The organism is Mizugakiibacter sediminis (assembly GCF_000953855.2).
Classification (GTDB): domain Bacteria; phylum Pseudomonadota; class Gammaproteobacteria; order Xanthomonadales; family Rhodanobacteraceae; genus Mizugakiibacter; species Mizugakiibacter sediminis.
Window position 1 is genome coordinate 4,203 of record NZ_DF970209.1, and the last position, 14,084, is coordinate 18,286.

18 protein-coding genes are annotated in these 14,084 nt (G+C 72.5%); 4 read left to right on the plus strand and 14 right to left on the minus strand.

The features are described from left to right. The coding region (locus tag MBSD_RS09225) for a nuclear transport factor 2 family protein (RefSeq protein WP_062537057.1) at positions 1-294 on the plus strand (294 nt) is incomplete at its 5' end. 106 nt (positions 295-400) lie between these two features. Continuing rightward, positions 401-1,093, plus strand: coding sequence for a tRNA (adenosine(37)-N6)-threonylcarbamoyltransferase complex dimerization subunit type 1 TsaB (tsaB, locus tag MBSD_RS09230; protein WP_062537058.1), 693 nt, complete (start codon positions 401-403; stop codon positions 1,091-1,093). Between the two features lie 31 nt (positions 1,094-1,124). Here tsaB and MBSD_RS09235 read toward each other — a convergent pair whose 3' ends face one another. Next, positions 1,125-2,210: a YeiH family protein gene (locus MBSD_RS09235; protein WP_082306580.1), complete on the minus strand. Its 1,086-nt coding sequence runs from the start codon at positions 2,208-2,210 to the stop codon at positions 1,125-1,127. 88 nt (positions 2,211-2,298) lie between these two features. Between MBSD_RS09235 and MBSD_RS09240 the strand changes: the two genes are divergently transcribed. After that, a complete protein-coding gene (locus tag MBSD_RS09240) occupies positions 2,299-3,225 on the plus strand; it encodes a LysR family transcriptional regulator (RefSeq protein ID WP_062537059.1) in 927 nt (308 codons plus the stop codon). Here MBSD_RS09240 and ptsP read toward each other — a convergent pair. From ptsP to MBSD_RS09305, 13 genes are all read right to left on the minus strand, one after another. Beyond that, a complete protein-coding gene (gene ptsP, locus MBSD_RS09245; protein WP_062537060.1) occupies positions 3,212-4,945 on the minus strand; it encodes a phosphoenolpyruvate--protein phosphotransferase in 1,734 nt (577 codons plus the stop codon). The genes MBSD_RS09240 and ptsP overlap by 14 nt on opposite strands. Positions 4,946-4,972: 27 nt before the next feature. Continuing rightward, positions 4,973-5,242, minus strand: a complete 270-nt coding sequence (locus MBSD_RS09250; RefSeq protein WP_062537061.1) for an HPr family phosphocarrier protein — start codon at positions 5,240-5,242, stop codon at positions 4,973-4,975. After that, positions 5,235-5,627, minus strand: a complete 393-nt coding sequence (locus tag MBSD_RS09255; RefSeq protein ID WP_062537062.1) for a PTS sugar transporter subunit IIA — start codon at positions 5,625-5,627, stop codon at positions 5,235-5,237. Before MBSD_RS09255 ends, MBSD_RS09250 begins: the two co-directional genes overlap by 8 nt. A 49-nt stretch (positions 5,628-5,676) precedes the next feature. After that, positions 5,677-6,600, minus strand: coding sequence for an RNase adapter RapZ (gene rapZ, locus MBSD_RS09260; protein WP_062537063.1), 924 nt, complete (start codon positions 6,598-6,600; stop codon positions 5,677-5,679). A gap of 4 nt (positions 6,601-6,604) precedes the next feature. Next, a complete protein-coding gene (gene hprK, locus MBSD_RS09265) occupies positions 6,605-7,558 on the minus strand; it encodes an HPr(Ser) kinase/phosphatase (protein ID WP_062537064.1) in 954 nt (317 codons plus the stop codon). A gap of 61 nt (positions 7,559-7,619) precedes the next feature. Then, positions 7,620-8,075, minus strand: a complete 456-nt coding sequence (locus tag MBSD_RS09270; RefSeq protein WP_062537065.1) for a PTS sugar transporter subunit IIA — start codon at positions 8,073-8,075, stop codon at positions 7,620-7,622. Between the two features lie 14 nt (positions 8,076-8,089). Further along, entirely contained in the window at positions 8,090-8,410 is a 321-nt protein-coding gene (gene hpf, locus MBSD_RS09275) for a ribosome hibernation-promoting factor, HPF/YfiA family (protein ID WP_062537066.1), read from the minus strand. A 123-nt stretch (positions 8,411-8,533) separates the two neighbouring features. Continuing rightward, positions 8,534-9,973 (minus strand): RNA polymerase factor sigma-54, encoded by a 1,440-nt coding sequence (locus tag MBSD_RS09280; protein WP_062537067.1) that lies wholly within the window; start codon positions 9,971-9,973, stop codon positions 8,534-8,536. An 89-nt stretch (positions 9,974-10,062) separates the two neighbouring features. After that, positions 10,063-10,782, minus strand: a complete 720-nt coding sequence (gene lptB / locus MBSD_RS09285; protein WP_062537068.1) for an LPS export ABC transporter ATP-binding protein — start codon at positions 10,780-10,782, stop codon at positions 10,063-10,065. A gap of 3 nt (positions 10,783-10,785) precedes the next feature. Then, positions 10,786-11,379 (minus strand): lipopolysaccharide transport periplasmic protein LptA, encoded by a 594-nt coding sequence (gene lptA, locus MBSD_RS09290; protein WP_062537069.1) that lies wholly within the window; start codon positions 11,377-11,379, stop codon positions 10,786-10,788. Next, entirely contained in the window at positions 11,363-11,953 is a 591-nt protein-coding gene (lptC, locus tag MBSD_RS09295) for an LPS export ABC transporter periplasmic protein LptC (protein ID WP_187300617.1), read from the minus strand. The genes lptA and lptC overlap by 17 nt, the downstream gene beginning before the upstream one ends. Further along, a complete protein-coding gene (locus MBSD_RS09300; RefSeq protein WP_062537071.1) occupies positions 11,944-12,492 on the minus strand; it encodes a KdsC family phosphatase in 549 nt (182 codons plus the stop codon). Before MBSD_RS09300 ends, lptC begins: the two co-directional genes overlap by 10 nt. A 149-nt stretch (positions 12,493-12,641) precedes the next feature. Continuing rightward, positions 12,642-13,670, minus strand: a complete 1,029-nt coding sequence (locus tag MBSD_RS09305) for a KpsF/GutQ family sugar-phosphate isomerase (protein WP_062537072.1) — start codon at positions 13,668-13,670, stop codon at positions 12,642-12,644. Positions 13,671-13,819: 149 nt separating this feature from the next. Between MBSD_RS09305 and MBSD_RS09310 the strand changes: the two genes are divergently transcribed. After that, complete coding sequence (locus tag MBSD_RS09310; RefSeq protein ID WP_062537073.1) at positions 13,820-14,071, plus strand: BolA family protein; 252 nt, start codon at positions 13,820-13,822, stop codon at positions 14,069-14,071. Positions 14,072-14,084: the final 13 nt, after the last annotated feature.

The following is a 14,084-nucleotide window of genomic DNA, read 5'->3' on the forward strand; positions in this document are numbered from 1 at the left end:
CGCGCCGACTACGAGGCGATGATGGACGAGGACTTCTGGGAAGTCGGCGCCTCCGGCAAGCGCTACAGCCGCGAGTTCGTGCTGGCGGTGCTGGAGGAGCGCCGGCGCAATCCCGTCGAGGAGCGCTGGGAGACGCGCGACTTCCATTGCCGCGCGCTCGGCGCGGACACCTATCTGCTCACCTACACCCTGCGCCAGGACGCGCGCCTGACGCGGCGCGCGACGGTGTGGCGGCGCGCGCCGCAGGGCTGGAAGATCGTCTACCACCAGGGCACGCTGGTGCAGGAGGCGTGAGCGCGGCGTGCCGCGGACCGCTGTCCCGCGGACGCCACGTTCGCGCCTCGTGCGCGCCCGCCGTCGCTGCTGTCATGGCGCCATCGCGGATGCGACAATCGCGCCCATGAACCTGCTCGCCATCGAGACCTCCACCGAAGCCTGTTCCGTGGCGCTGCTGCGCGGCGAGATGCTGCACGAGCGCAGCGAGCTGGCGCCGCGCCGTCACGCCGAGCTGGTGCTGCCGATGGCGGAAGCCGTGCTGGCGGAGGCCGGTCTGGCGCGCACGCAGCTCGACGGCATCGCCTTCGGTCGCGGTCCCGGCGCCTTCACCGGCGTGCGGCTGGCGGTGTCGGTGGCGCAGGGACTGGCGCTGGCGCTGGACCTGCCGGTGGTGGCGGTGTCCTCGCTGGAAGCGCTGGCGCTGGAGACGCCCGACGACGACGCGGCGATCCTCGCCGTGATCGACGCGCGCATGGGCGAGGTCTATGCCGGCGCCTACCGCCGCACGCGCGATGCCGCGCTGCTGCGGGCGCTTGCCGGGGAAAGCGTCGGAACCGCCGATGCGCTGGCGCTGCCCGCCGCCGCGGCGTGGAACGTGGTCGGCACCGGCTGGGACGCGTATCGCGATGCGTTGGCCGCGCGCCTGCCGGCGCCGCCGCGCTGGGCGGAAGCGGAACGCTATCCGCAGGCGCGCCATGTCGCGCGTCTCGCCGCGCCGCGACTGGCGGCGGGGCAGGGCGTGCCGGCGGAACAGGCCTTGCCGGTCTACCTGCGCGACAAGGTCGCGCTGACGCTGGCGGAGCAGCCGCGCGCCTGAGGCGCGTTCCGTGGGCCGGGCCAGCCTACGTTCAGAGCTGGCCCATCGCGTACTGCACGCCGAGGCTGCTCAGCGCCACCGCCGCCCACACGCCGAGGCCGAGCAGGATCGGCCGCGCGCCGGTGGCCGCCATGCGGCGCAGGTCGGCGGACAGGCCGATCGCCGTCAGCGCCATCACGATCAGGCCCTCCGCGGCCGTGTGCAGCCCCGGCAGCCACGCCGCCGGCACCAGGCCCAGCGTGCGCGCGCCCGAGGCTGCCACGAACCACAGGATGAACCAGGGAAACACGCGGCGGAGGCGGAAGTCGGATGGGCCGCGCTTGCGCTCGCGCCAGGCGACCAGCATCGCCAGCGCCAGGCAGATCGGCACGATCAGCGTGGCGCGCGTCAGCTTGACGATGGTGGCGTAGTCGCCCGCGGCGTGGCTGTAGCTGTAGCCGGCGGCGACCACCGAGGAGGTGTCGTTGATCGCCGTGCCCGCCCACAGGCCGAAGCCGAGGTCGGACAGGTGCAGCAGGTGGCCGAGCGCGGGGAACAGCAGCACGGCGACCAGGTTGAACAGGAAGATCGTCGAGATCGCGAACGCGGTGTCGTGCTCGTCCGGCCTGACGATCGGCGTCACCGCGGCGATCGCCGAGCCGCCGCAGATCGCCGTGCCGACGCCGATCAGCAGCCTGAGGTCGTCGCGCACGCGCAGCGCGCGGCCGAGCGCCCACGCGGCGACGAACGCGGCGGTGATCGTCGCCGCCGTCACCGACAGCGAGTGCAGGCCGGTGCGCGCCACCTGGCCCAGGCCGAGGCCGAAGCCCAGCGCGACGATCGACGCCTGCAGCACCTGCCTGGAGGCGTAGCGGATGCCGGGCAGGAACGCCGCGCCCGGCGCGCGCAGCGTGCGCACGGCGATGCCGAGCACGATGCCGATCACCGGAGCGCCGATCAGCGGCGCCGCCTTGCCCAGCGCCAGCGCGACCGCGGCGACTGCGCCGGCGAGCAGCAGGCCGGGCGCGTGCGTGCGCAGCCAGGCGCCGGATGCGCGGCGGGCGGCCGCGGCGGCAGGGCCGCCGGCGATCGCGGCGGCGTCGGCGGCTTCGGGCTGCGGATGGCGGCGGGAATGCATGCGGGAGCCTCCTCGGACTGGCGTATCGTGGGCCGCGGCCTAAAATAAGGAAAGTCGATTTTCATGATCTTGTGCATAATGAACGCTGATGATCAGCGTCAGCCCGCGCCAGCTCGAGGTGTTCGTCGCCGTCGCCGCCGCCGGTTCGGTGCGCGGCGCCGGCGAGCGCCTGCACATGACGCAGCCGGCGGCGAGCATGGCGCTGGCCGAACTGGAACGGCTGCTGGGCGCGCGCCTGTTCGACCGCGAACGCCGACGCCTGCGTCTGAACGAACGCGGCCGCGAGCTGTTGCCGCTGGCGCAGGAGGTGCTGGAGCGCCTCGGCGAAGTCGAGCGCCGCGCCGCCGCGCGGCCGCAGGCGCTGGCGGGCGAGCTGCGCATCGGCGCCAGCAACACGGTCGGCAATTACCTGGTCGGCGACCTGCTGGGCGGCTTCGTCGGCGCGCATCCGCAGGTGGCGCTGCACCTCACCGTCGCCAACACCGAGGCGATCGTCGCCGGCGTGCTCGGCTTCGCGCTCGACGTCGGCTGCGTGGAGGGGCCGGCGGCGCATCCGGACCTGGAGCTGCTGTCGTGGCGCGACGACGCGCTGGCGGTGTGCGTGCGCCCGGATCACCCGCTGGCCCGGCGGCGCCGGCTGGCGCCGCGCGATTTCGCCGGCGCGCGCTGGATCCTGCGCGAACGCGGCTCGGCGACGCGCGCGCTGGTCGAGCGCGCGCTGGCCGAGCTGCCGCCGGGCGAGACCGTGCTGGAGCTGGGGCAGAGCGAGGCGATCAAGCAGGCGGTGATCGCCGGCCTCGGCATCGCCTGCCTGCCGCGCGCGGCGATCGGCGATGCGGTCGCCGCCGGCCGGCTGGTCGCGCTGCGCACGCCGTTCCTGCAGCTCACCCGCAAGCTGGCGTTCGCGCTGCATCGCGCCAAGTATCGCGGGCCGTTGCTGCAGGCGTTTCTGGCCGGGGTGATGCCGGCCACGCCGCCGCGCGCGCGGCTGACGCTGCCGCTCAGACGCCGTTGATGGCGTCGAGGATGGCCTCGACTTCGCCGCGCGTGGCCGCGCGCAGCAGCCGCGGCGCCAGCGCGCGCAGCTCGCCGCAGTGCAGGCCGGCGACGCGGTCGCGCACGGCGAGGATCTGGCCGGTGTGCATGCTGAATTCCTGCAGCCCCAGCGCCAGCAGCAGCGGCGTGAAGCGCACGTCGCCGGCGATCTCGCCGCACAGGCTGACCGGCTTGCGCGCCCGCCGGCCGGCCCCGATCACGTGCGCGATCAGGCGCAGCAGCGCCGGGTGCAGCGGGTCGTACAGCGCGCCCAGCGCGTCGTTGTTGCGGTCGGCGGCGAGCACGTACTGGGCGAGGTCGTTGGTGCCGATGGCGACGAAGTCGGCGTGCGCCAGCAGCGCGCGCACGCCGATCGCCGCGGCGGGCACTTCGATCATCGCGCCGATCTCGATGTGCTCGGCGATCTCGTAGCCCTCGCCGCGCAGGTCGCGCGCGCACAGGCCGGCCAGCGTGCGCACCGCCTCGAGCTCGTCGGCGCTGCTGACCATCGGCACCAGCACGCGCACCGGGCCGTAGCACGACGCGCGCAGGATCGCGCGGAGCTGCGTGGCGAAGACCGCCGGGCGGCGCAGCGACAGGCGCACGCCGCGCACGCCCAGCGCCGGGTTCCGCTCGGCCATCAGGGCGAGGCCGGTGGCGTCGGCCTTGTCGGCGCCGAGGTCGAGCGTGCGGATGGTGACCGGCAGGCCGCCCATGCCCAGCACCAGGTCGCGGTAGGCCGCGTACTGTTCTTCCTCGTCGGGCAGCGCGTTGCGCATCAGGAACAGGAACTCGGTGCGGTACAGGCCGACGCCGGCGCTGCCTAGCGCGCGCGCCTTGGCGATCTCCTCGGGCAGCTCGGCGTTGGCGAACAGGCGCACCTCGTGGCCGTCGCGGGTGAGCGTGCGCGCGCCGGCCAGCGCGGCCAGGCGCTGGCCCTCGCGCGCGGCGTCGCGCTGCCAGGCGCGATAGCGCGCGAGGTCCTGCGCGGTCGGATGGACGATCGCCTCGCCATGCTCGCCGTCGACCAGCACCAGGTCGTCGTCCTGGATCTCGGTCAGCGCCTGGTGCGCGCCGACCAGCATCGGCAGGCGCAGGCTGCGCGCCAGGATCGCGCTGTGCGAATAGGGGCTGCCCGAGGTGGCGACCATGCCGAGCAGACCGTGGCGCGACAGGTGCGCGAGCTCGGCCGGGGCGATGTTGTCGGAGACCAGGATCTCGCCGACGCGCGCGGCCAGCTTGCGTTCCTCGCGGCTGGTCTGGCGCAGCAGCGCGCCGTGCACGCGCGCGATCACGTGGTCGATATCCTCGCGGCGGCTGCGCAGGTAGGGGTCGTCCATCGACTCGAACACGGCGACCAGGCGGTCGCGCTGCGCCTTCAGCGCGGCGCCGGCGCGGTAGCGGCCCTTGCGGATCAGGTCCTTCAGGCCGGCGATGAGTTCGGGATCGGACAGCAGCATGCTGTGCGCGTCGATGAACTCGCCGACCTCGCGCGCCAGCGCGCCGTGCAGCTTCTCGCGCAGTTCGTTCAGTTCGGCGCGTGCGGCCGCCAGCGCCTCGTCGAGGCGCTTGACCTCCGCCTCGACCTCGTCGGCGCCGAGCGGGCGCTCGTCGATCACGAACTGGCTGGGCTGCACCAGGCGCGCGCGGCCGAGCGCCATGCCGCGCGAGGCGATCGTGCCGGTCAGCACGCGGCGCATGAAGCACCCGTCGCGAGTCCCGCCATCTCAAGTACCCTCGTCGAACTTGCGCTGGAACAGGTCGACCACCGCGGCCAGCGCTTCGGCCTCGTCGGGGCCGTCGGCGCGCACGGTCAGCGGCGTGCCCAGCCCGGCCGCCAGCATCATCACGCCCATGATGCTCTTGGCGTTGACCTCGCGGCCCTTGCAGACCAGTTGCACCGCCGACTTGAAGCCGTGGGTGAGCTGCACCAGCTTGGCCGAGGCGCGCGCGTGCAGGCCGAGCCGGTTGGAGACGACGATGTCCTGTTCAAGCATGGTCGACGAAGATGCCTCCGCGCCCGCCGCTGGCGGCGATCTCGACCAGCTCGGCGAGCGGCTTGTCGGCGTAGTTCAGCACGCGCAGCAGCATCGGCAGGTTGAGGCCGGACACGCAGCGCACGTTGGCGCCGAGGCCGCCGAGCTTGTGGGCGATGTTGCACGGCGTGGCGCCGTAAAGGTCGGTCAGCGTCAGCACGCCGTCGCCGCTGTCCAGCGCGCGCGCGTGCTGGGCGGCGGTGGCGAGCATCTGCGCCGGGTCGGCGGACGCCGGCACCTCGACGGTGTCGACGCGCAGCGGCAGTTGCGCCATCACGTGGCGCGCGGCGGCGACCAGCGCCGGCCCGACGTCCTCGTGGGTCATCAGCAGCACGCCGACGCTCATGGCACGGCGGCTCCGGCCGCGAAAAGGGCGGACGAGGGACGTAGCATGTTCATTCCAGCTCGCGGTGGAAGGTCAGCACCTGGCGGTGCGAGCTGCGGAAGCGCTCGGCGAGGCGCTCGGCCAGGTACACCGAGCGGTGGCGGCCGCCGGTGCAGCCGATGGAGACGGTGACGTAGCTGCGGTCCTCGCTCTCGAAGCGCGGCAGCCAGGTGTCCAGCATGCGCTCGATGTCGGCGAGGAACTGCCCGACCAGTGGCTGGCTCTCGAGGTATTCGCGCACCGGCGCGTCCTTGCCGGACAGCGGGCGCAGCTTCGGATCCCAGTGCGGATTCGGCAGGCAGCGCGCGTCGAAGACGAAGTCGGCGTCGGCCGGCAGGCCGCGCTTGAAGGCGAACGACTCGAACAGCACGGTCATCTCGCCGCCGGCGAGGCCGAACTCGGTGGCGATCAGCCGGCGCAGCTGGTGCACGTTGAGGTCGCTGGAGTCGATCACGCGGTCGGCGATCGCCGACAGCGGGCGCAGCAGCTTGCGCTCCAGCGCGATCGCGTCCTGCAGCGACAGGCCCTCGGTCGACAGCGGATGGCGCCGGCGCGTTTCCGAGTAGCGCTTGATCAGCACGTCGTCGCGCGTGTCGAGGAACACCAGGTCGATCTTCACGCCCTCGCCGGCGAGGTGCGAGAGCACGCCGGGCATGCGTTCGAGGTCGGCGCTGCGGTTGCGCACGTCGACGCCGACGGCGATGCGCGTGTGCGGGCCGCGACCCTCGCTGATCGCCGCGACCAGTTGCGGCATCAGCGCCGCCGGCAGGTTGTCGACGCAGTAGAACTCGAGGTCCTCGAGCGCGCGCAGGGCCACGGTCTTGCCGCCGCCGGACATGCCGCTCAGCACGATCAGGCGCGTGTCGCTGCCGTGCGCCACCGGCGGCGGTCGGCGGCGGTCGCGTCGGGGCGGGACGTGGGCTTCGTCTTGCATGGCGTCACCAGGGCGGCAGGCGGCGCAACTGGTGCGCCTGGCGGTCGATGAAGGTCTGCGCGGGGTCGATGCCCTTGCTCTTCAGCATGTGGCTGCGCACGGCGGCCTCGACCAGCACGGCGAGGTTGCGGCCGGAGGCGACCGGGATGGTGATCATCGGCACGCGCACGTCCAGCACCTCGCGGTAGCCGACGTCGCCGGTCAGGCGCTTCAGCGCGTCGGCGTCGTCGGTCCATTCCTTGAGCGGCTTCAGGTGCACGATCAGGCGCAGGTACTTCGACGGCTTGACCGCGGTGTGGCCGAACATCTCGCGCACGTTCAGCACGCCGAGGCCGCGCACCTCCAGAAGATCGCGCAGCATGTCCGGGCAGGTGCCGTCGATCACGTCGGGGGCGATCTGGGTGAACTCGGGCGCGTCGTCGGCGACCAGGCGGTGGCCGCGCGTGATCAGCTCCAGCGCCAGCTCGCTCTTGCCGGTGCCGGACTCGCCGGTGATCAGCACGCCGATCGAGTGCACCTCCATGAACACGCCGTGCAGCACGACCTGCTTGGCCAGACTGCGCGCCAGGTGGTACTGCAGGTAGGTCAGCAGCTCGTGGCCGCGCTTGGCGCTGATCCACAGCGGCGTGTCGGTTTCCTCGGCCGCCTCGCGCAGGTCGGCGGGCACGGCCTGGTCCTTGGTGACCAGCAGCGCGGTCGGCCGCGCCTGCACGATCTTCTGCACCGTCTCCCAGCGCTGCCGCGAGTCCAGGCCGTCGAGGTAGTTCAGCTCCTCGGTGCCGATGATCTGCACCTTGTTCGGGTAGATCACGTTGAGGTAGCCGACCAGCGACGGCCGCCGCGACTCGGATTCCTTCGGCTCGAGCGCGCGCGTCTCGCCGCGCGCGCCGGCCACCCAGCGCAGGGCCAGGCGTTCGTGCACGCCTTCGAAGAGCTGTCGCGCGGTGAGTCGGTCCAAGGCTCGCGGTTCCGGGCAGGGGCCAGCGGGCGCCGCGCCGGCCGTTCCGGAGCGGAGAGCGTCAGCCGCGGCGTGCGCTCCATTGTGCCAGTTCGCCGCGCAGGGCGCCCGCGTCGGGCGCGACGCGCAGGCGCGCGCACAGCCCGGGATCGGCGAAGGCTTCGGCGAGTTCGGCCAGCAGCTCGAGATGGCGGCCGGTGAACTGCACGGGCACCACCAGCGCGGCGACCAGATCGACGGGCCGGCCGTCGTCGGCGCCCCAGGCGATCGGCGTGGCGAGGCGGAACAGGCCGCCCACCGGGCTGGCCAGCGCGTCGCAGCGGCCGTGCGGCAGGGCGGCGCCGGCGCCCAGCGCGGTGCCGCCCATGGCCTCGCGCTCGGTCAGCGCTTCCAGCACGCCCAAGGCGACATCGCCCGGCGCGATGCGCCGGGCGATCTCTTCGAACAAACGATGCTTGCTGCCTGTGCGCAGCCCGGCGGCGACGGCGTCCGGGCCGAGCAGGTCGATGAACCGCATCCCTGCGCGCCGCCTCAGCCCAGGCGCGCGGCCAGCGCTTCCTTGGCGCGGTGGCTGGTGACCTTTTCCTTGTGCTTGCGCAACTGCGCGACCAGCTTGTCGACCAGGCCGTCGATGGCGGCGTACATGTCGGCGGCGTTCGCCACCGCATGCAGCACGCGGCCGGCGGCGGCCAGCGTGCCGTCGGCACGGTGCTCCAGCTTTTCCACGGTGAGGACGATGTTCAGCGAGGTGAGGTTGTCGAAATGGCGCCCGAGGCGCTCCATCCGCGTCTGCACGTAGTCGCGCAGCGCCGGCGTGACTTCAACCTGGTGGCCGCTGATCTGGATCTGCATAACCGCCTCCTACTGCTTTCGTGGCGCCGCGTCGCCGCGGCGGTGGCCGGCGCGCCGCCCCTGCGGCGCGCCGTTGGCTGATGGTGTGAGCCGGGTCGCGTGCCGGAAGTTCCTCCGTGCCGTTCAGCTTGCGCGCATGCGCTCGCTGGAGCTGGGGATGCGCAGCGCCTCGCGGTACTTGGCGACGGTGCGCCGCGCGACCTGGATGCCGCGCCGGTGCAGTTCCTCGGCCAGCGCCTGGTCGGAGAACGGCTGGCGGCGGTTTTCGTCGGCGACCAGCTTGCGGATCATCGCCTGGATCGCCGTGGCCGAGGCGCTGCCGCCGTCGTCGGTGGAGACGCCGCTGGAGAAGAAATACTTGAACTCGAAGGTGCCGCGCGGCGTGTGCAGGTACTTGCGCGTGGTCACGCGCGAGATCGTCGACTCGTGCATGCCGACCTGTTCGGCGACCTCGCGCAGCACCAGCGGCTTCATCGCCTCCGGACCGTATTCGAGGAACGCGCTCTGCGCGCGCACGATCGCTTCGGCGACCTTGAGCAGGGTGTCGGCGCGCGCCTTCAGGCTCTTCAGCAGCCAGCGCGCCTCCTGCAGCTGGCCGCGCAGGTAGGCGGCGTCCTCGCGGCGCGCGCGCGCGATCAGCGAGCAGTAGTGTTGGTTGACGGCGAGGCGCGGCTGCGAGCCGGGGCTGAGCGAGACGCGCCAGCGGCCGTCCGCCTTCCAGGCGTAGGCGTCGGGGGTGACGTACTCGACCGGCGCGGGATTGAGCGCCGCGCCGGGGCGCGGGTCGAGGCTGCGGATCAGCGCGGCGGCGACCGCGACGTCGCCGTCGTCGGCGTGCAGGCGTCGCGCGAGGCGCGCCAGATCCTGCTTGGCCAGCAGTTCGAGCTCGCCGGCGACGATCTGCTGCGCCAGCGCGCGGCCCTCGGTCGCGGGCTCCATCAGCTCGAGCTGCACGGCGAGGCAGTCGCGCAGGTCGAGGCTGGCCACGCCGACCGGGTCGAAGCGCTGCACGCGATGGCGCACCGCCTCGATCTCTTCCATCGTCACCGGGAACAGCGGAGCGAGCGCGGTGGCGACCGGCTCCAGGCCCTCGCGCAGATAGCCGTCCTCGTCCAGCGCGTCGATCAGCGCGGTGGCGATCGCGCGGTCGCGCTCGGACATCGGCGTCAGGTTGAGCTGCCACAGCAGGTGTTCGCGCAGGCCTTCCGGCGCGGCGTCCTGCGCCTCCAGCGCATCGTCGTCGCCGTTGCCGCCGCTGCCGGGGTAGCTCGGGTCGAGGGCGAACTCGGGTTCGGCGTCCCAGTTCTCGCTGGACTCGGCGCTGGCCTCGGCCGGCGCAGGGGCTTCCTCGGCGCGCTCGCCCGGTCCGGCTTCACCGTCGGCGCCCGCGGCCGCGCCGTCGCCCGCCTCGTCGGCGAACTCGAGCATCGGATTGGATTCGACCATCTGCCGCAGCTCGGTCTCCAGCTCGAGCTGGGACAGCTGCAGGAGCCGGATCGCCTGCTGCAGTTGCGGAGTCAGCGCGAGCTGCTGATGGAGTCGGAGCTGGAGTCCCGGTTTCATGCGAAAGCTGCCGGATGACGCCAGGACGATGCTACCCCCGGGCGGGGCGAGCGGCTAGGGGGAGACGGCGAACGGCTTCACGACGGCGGTCACAGCTTGAATTCGCGGCCGAGGTAGACCTCGCGCACCTTCTCGTCGGCGAGGATGTGCGCCGGGGTGCCGCGCGACAGCACCTCGCCCTCGTTCAGGATGTAGGCGCGGTCGCAGATGCCGAGCGTTTCGCGCACGTTGTGGTCGGTGATCAGCACGCCGATGCGGCGTTCCTTCAGGTGGCGCACGATGCGCTGGATCTCGCCGACCGAGATCGGGTCGACGCCGGCGAAGGGCTCGTCCAGCAGCATGTAGCGCGGCCGCGCGGCCAGCGCGCGCGCGATCTCGACGCGGCGGCGCTCGCCGCCGGACAGGCTGACGCCCTTCTGGTCGGCGATGTGCGAGATCTTCAGCTCGTCCAGCAGGCCTTCCAGCTCGCGGTCGCGGGCGCGGCCGTCCAGGCCCTCGCGCAGCTCCAGCACGGCGAGGATGTTCTCGGCCACGGTGAGACGGCGGAACACCGACGGCTCCTGCGGCAGGTAGCCGATGCCGAGCCGCGCGCGCGCGTGCATCGGCAGGCCGGTGATGTCCTGCTTGTCGAGGGTGATGCGGCCGGCGTCGGCCTCGATCAGGCCGACCACCATGTAGAAGCAGGTGGTCTTGCCGGCACCGTTCGGGCCGAGCAGGCCGACCACCTCGCCCTGCTTGATGTCGAAGCCGAAGTCGCGCACCACCTGGCGCGCGCGGAAGCGCTTCCGCAGACCTTTGGCGGCGAGCATGGCTTAGCGCGGCTGGCCGGACGGGCCGGTGCTGCCGGCGGCGGGCGCCGCCGTCGAGGAGGCCGGCGCCGGCGCGGCCGGGGCGGCCGCGGCGGGCGCCGCCGCCGGCTTCTTCTTCGGCTGCAGGATCATGTGCACGCGCCCTTCGGCGCCGCCTTCGCCGCTGACCTCGCCGCTGTCGGTGTTGTAGACCAGGCGCGCGCCGTGGTACTCGCCCTTGCCGGTCTGCACGATGCTGGCGTTGCCGGTCAGGATCACCGTGTTGGCGCTGACGCGGTAATCGATGGTGTCGGCGTGGCCGTACATCATCGAGCCGTCGTCCAGTTTCTGCTGCACCTTGGCCGGGCTGCCGGTCAGCACGGCGCGGTCGATGGCGTCGTTCGGGTCGAAGTAGCCGGTGGCGGCGTCGCCGTCGGCGACGAAACTGCCCTGGGTCATGTGCACGGCGACCGCATAGGTCACCTTGTCGCCTTGGCGGCCGCTGAACTTCTGCGCGTCGATGCTGACCGGCTGGTCGGCATCGCTCTTCAGCGCGAACGCCGGCGTCACGGCGGCAAGGCCGGCCGCGAGCAGCGCCAGCTCAGCGATCCTGCGCACGCCTGCGGGGCGTGAACTGGGAGTGGACATGGGAGAGCAGCTCCATTTCGTGCGTGTCGAGGTTGGCGCGCATGCCGATGCCGCGCGTCATGCTGCCGGGCTGCCGGATCAGGGTCGGCGCGTCGGTGGCGACCCGGTTCTCGTCCAGCCAGGCGGTCAGGTCGGAAGTATGCACTTCCGCGGCGCTCGCCTGCGCGGTCGGCGTGCGCTGCATGTCGACCTTGCCGAGCAGCTTCATCAGGTTGCCGTCGGCGCTGACCCAGCCGTATTCCGAGGCGCCGTGCCAGTCGGCGCCGTCCTTGCCGGGCATGAAGAAGCGCGGCGCGTTGATGTACAGCGAATCGTCGCCCTCGCGGCGCGCCAGGTAGGGCGCGTCGACGCGCAGGCTGAGCCGGCCGTTCTCGTCGAGCGCGTTCATGGTGAAATCGTTGAGCGTGTAGGCGGAGCGCGGCGGTCCGACCATCTCGCTCGGACGCGGCGGCGGGCGCAGCCACCACACCAGCAGCTGGCTGACCGCGGCCGCGAGCAGCAGCGCGGCGAAGACGAGCGTCCGGCGCCGTTCGATCACAGCCACTGGTCCAGTTCCGCCTCGGCGCGGCCGTGCGCGGCCAGCAGCAGATCGCAGACCTCGCGCACCGCGCCGTCGCCGCCGCGGCGCTGCGTGCGCCAGTGCGCGCGCGCCGCCACCCAGGGGTGCGCGTTGGCCACGGCGATGCCGAGCCCGGCCAGGCGCATCGCCGCGAGGTCGGGGAGATCGTCGCCGACGAAGGCGCTCTGCTCGGGACCGAGGTGCAGCGCGCGCAGCACGCGCTCCAGGCAGGCGCGCTTGTCGGCCTGGCCCTGGTAGACGTGGACCAGGCCGAGTTCCTCGGCGCGCAGCGCGACGGTGTGGCTGACGCGCGCGGTGACGATCGCCACCTCGATGCCGTGGGCGCGCAGGCGTTTCAGGCCGAGGCCGTCCTGCACGCTGAACGCCTTCAGCTCGCGGCCGTCCTCGCTGTACCACAGGCGACCGTCGGTGAGCGTGCCGTCGACATCGAATGCGGCCAGCTTCACCCGCGCGGCGCGCGCGCGGATGTCCTCGGGCATGTCGGCGAGCGGGCTGTAGGGCATGGGCGCGTGGGGCGGCGTGGCGGTCGGGAAGGGGGTGAAACGTCAAGGGTCAAAAGTCGAAGGGGGCGGCGACGTCTGTGCTTCGATCGACTGTTGACCTTTGACGGCTATGCGCGGCCGGGCCGGGGAAGCGACGTCCCGCCCCGCGCTCATACGACCTTGGCGCGCAGCAGGTCGTGGATGTTCAGCGCGCCGACCACGCGGCGCTCGCCGTCGACCACCAGCAGCGAGTGGATCTTGTAGGTCTCCATCAGCTGCGCGGCTTCGGCGGCCAGCTTGTCCGGCGCGATCGACTTCGGGTTGCGCGTCATCAGTTCGGCGACGCGCACGCCGCGCAGATCGACCTGGTGGTCGTCCAGCGTGCGGCGCAGGTCGCCGTCGGTGTAGACGCCGAGCAGGCGGTCGTCGGCGTCGACCACGGCGGTCATGCCGAGGCCCTTGCGGCTCATCTCCACCAGCGCTTCGGTCAGGCTGGCGTCGGCGCGCACCTTGGGCACCTTGTCGCCGGTGTGCATGATGTCGGCGATGCGCAGCAGCAGGCGGCGGCCCAGGCTGCCGGCGGGGTGCGAGCGGGCGAAGTCCTCGGCGGTGAAGCCGCGCGCCTCCAGCAGCGCGATGGCCAGCGCGTCGCCCATCACCAGCGCCGCGGTGGTGCTGGCGGTGGGCGCCAGCCCCAGCGGGCAGGCTTCCGCGGGCACGCTGACGTCGAGGTGCAGGTCGGCCTGGCGCGCCAGCGAGGAGCCGGGGTTGCCGGTCATCGCGATCAGCGGGATGCCCTGGCGCTTGATCACCGGCAGGATGGTCAGCAGTTCGTCGGTCTCGCCGGAGTTGCTGAGCGCCAGCACCACGTCCTTGTCGGTGATCATGCCGAGATCGCCGTGGCTGGCCTCGCCCGGATGGACGAAGAACGCCGGCGTGCCGGTCGAGGCCAGGGTGGCGGCGATCTTGCGGCCGATGTGGCCGGACTTGCCCATGCCGGTGACGACGATCCGCCCCGGGCAGGCCAGCATCATGCCGCAGGCGCGGATGAATTCGGCCTCGATGCGCTTCTCCAGCACGGCGATGGCCAGCGCCTCGATCGCGATCACGCCGCGCGCGGTGCGCGTGATCGCTTCCGCGTCGAGCAGGGGCGACGGGGCGGACAGGTCGATCTCGGCATTCACGGTGGCGGCGTCCATCGGCGAAGAACGGTCGGCAGGAGGAAGTGCGGGCGGTGTCGTTCCTGCGCCCGGGGATTTCCATTAACATTCCCTATCCTCATTGTAGCCTCTGAACGGCAGCCAAAGGCGGCCGTCGGGCCGCTCCCGTCCGGAAACCCCCTGTGCCCATGGATGCAAGCAGCATCAAAGCGCTGATCGAGCAAGGCCTCCCCGGCGCGCGCGCCGAGGTGCGCGGCGCCGACGGCGTGCACTTCGAGGCCGAGGTGGTCTGCGAAGCCTTCGCCGGCAAGCTGCCGCTGGCCCGGCACCGCATGGTCTACGCGACCCTGGGCGACCGCATGGGCGGCGAGATCCACGCGCTCAGCCTGAAGGCGCTGACGCCCGACGAGGCCGCGCGCCGGCCCTCGCAGCAGCGATAAAAGTAGAGAACGC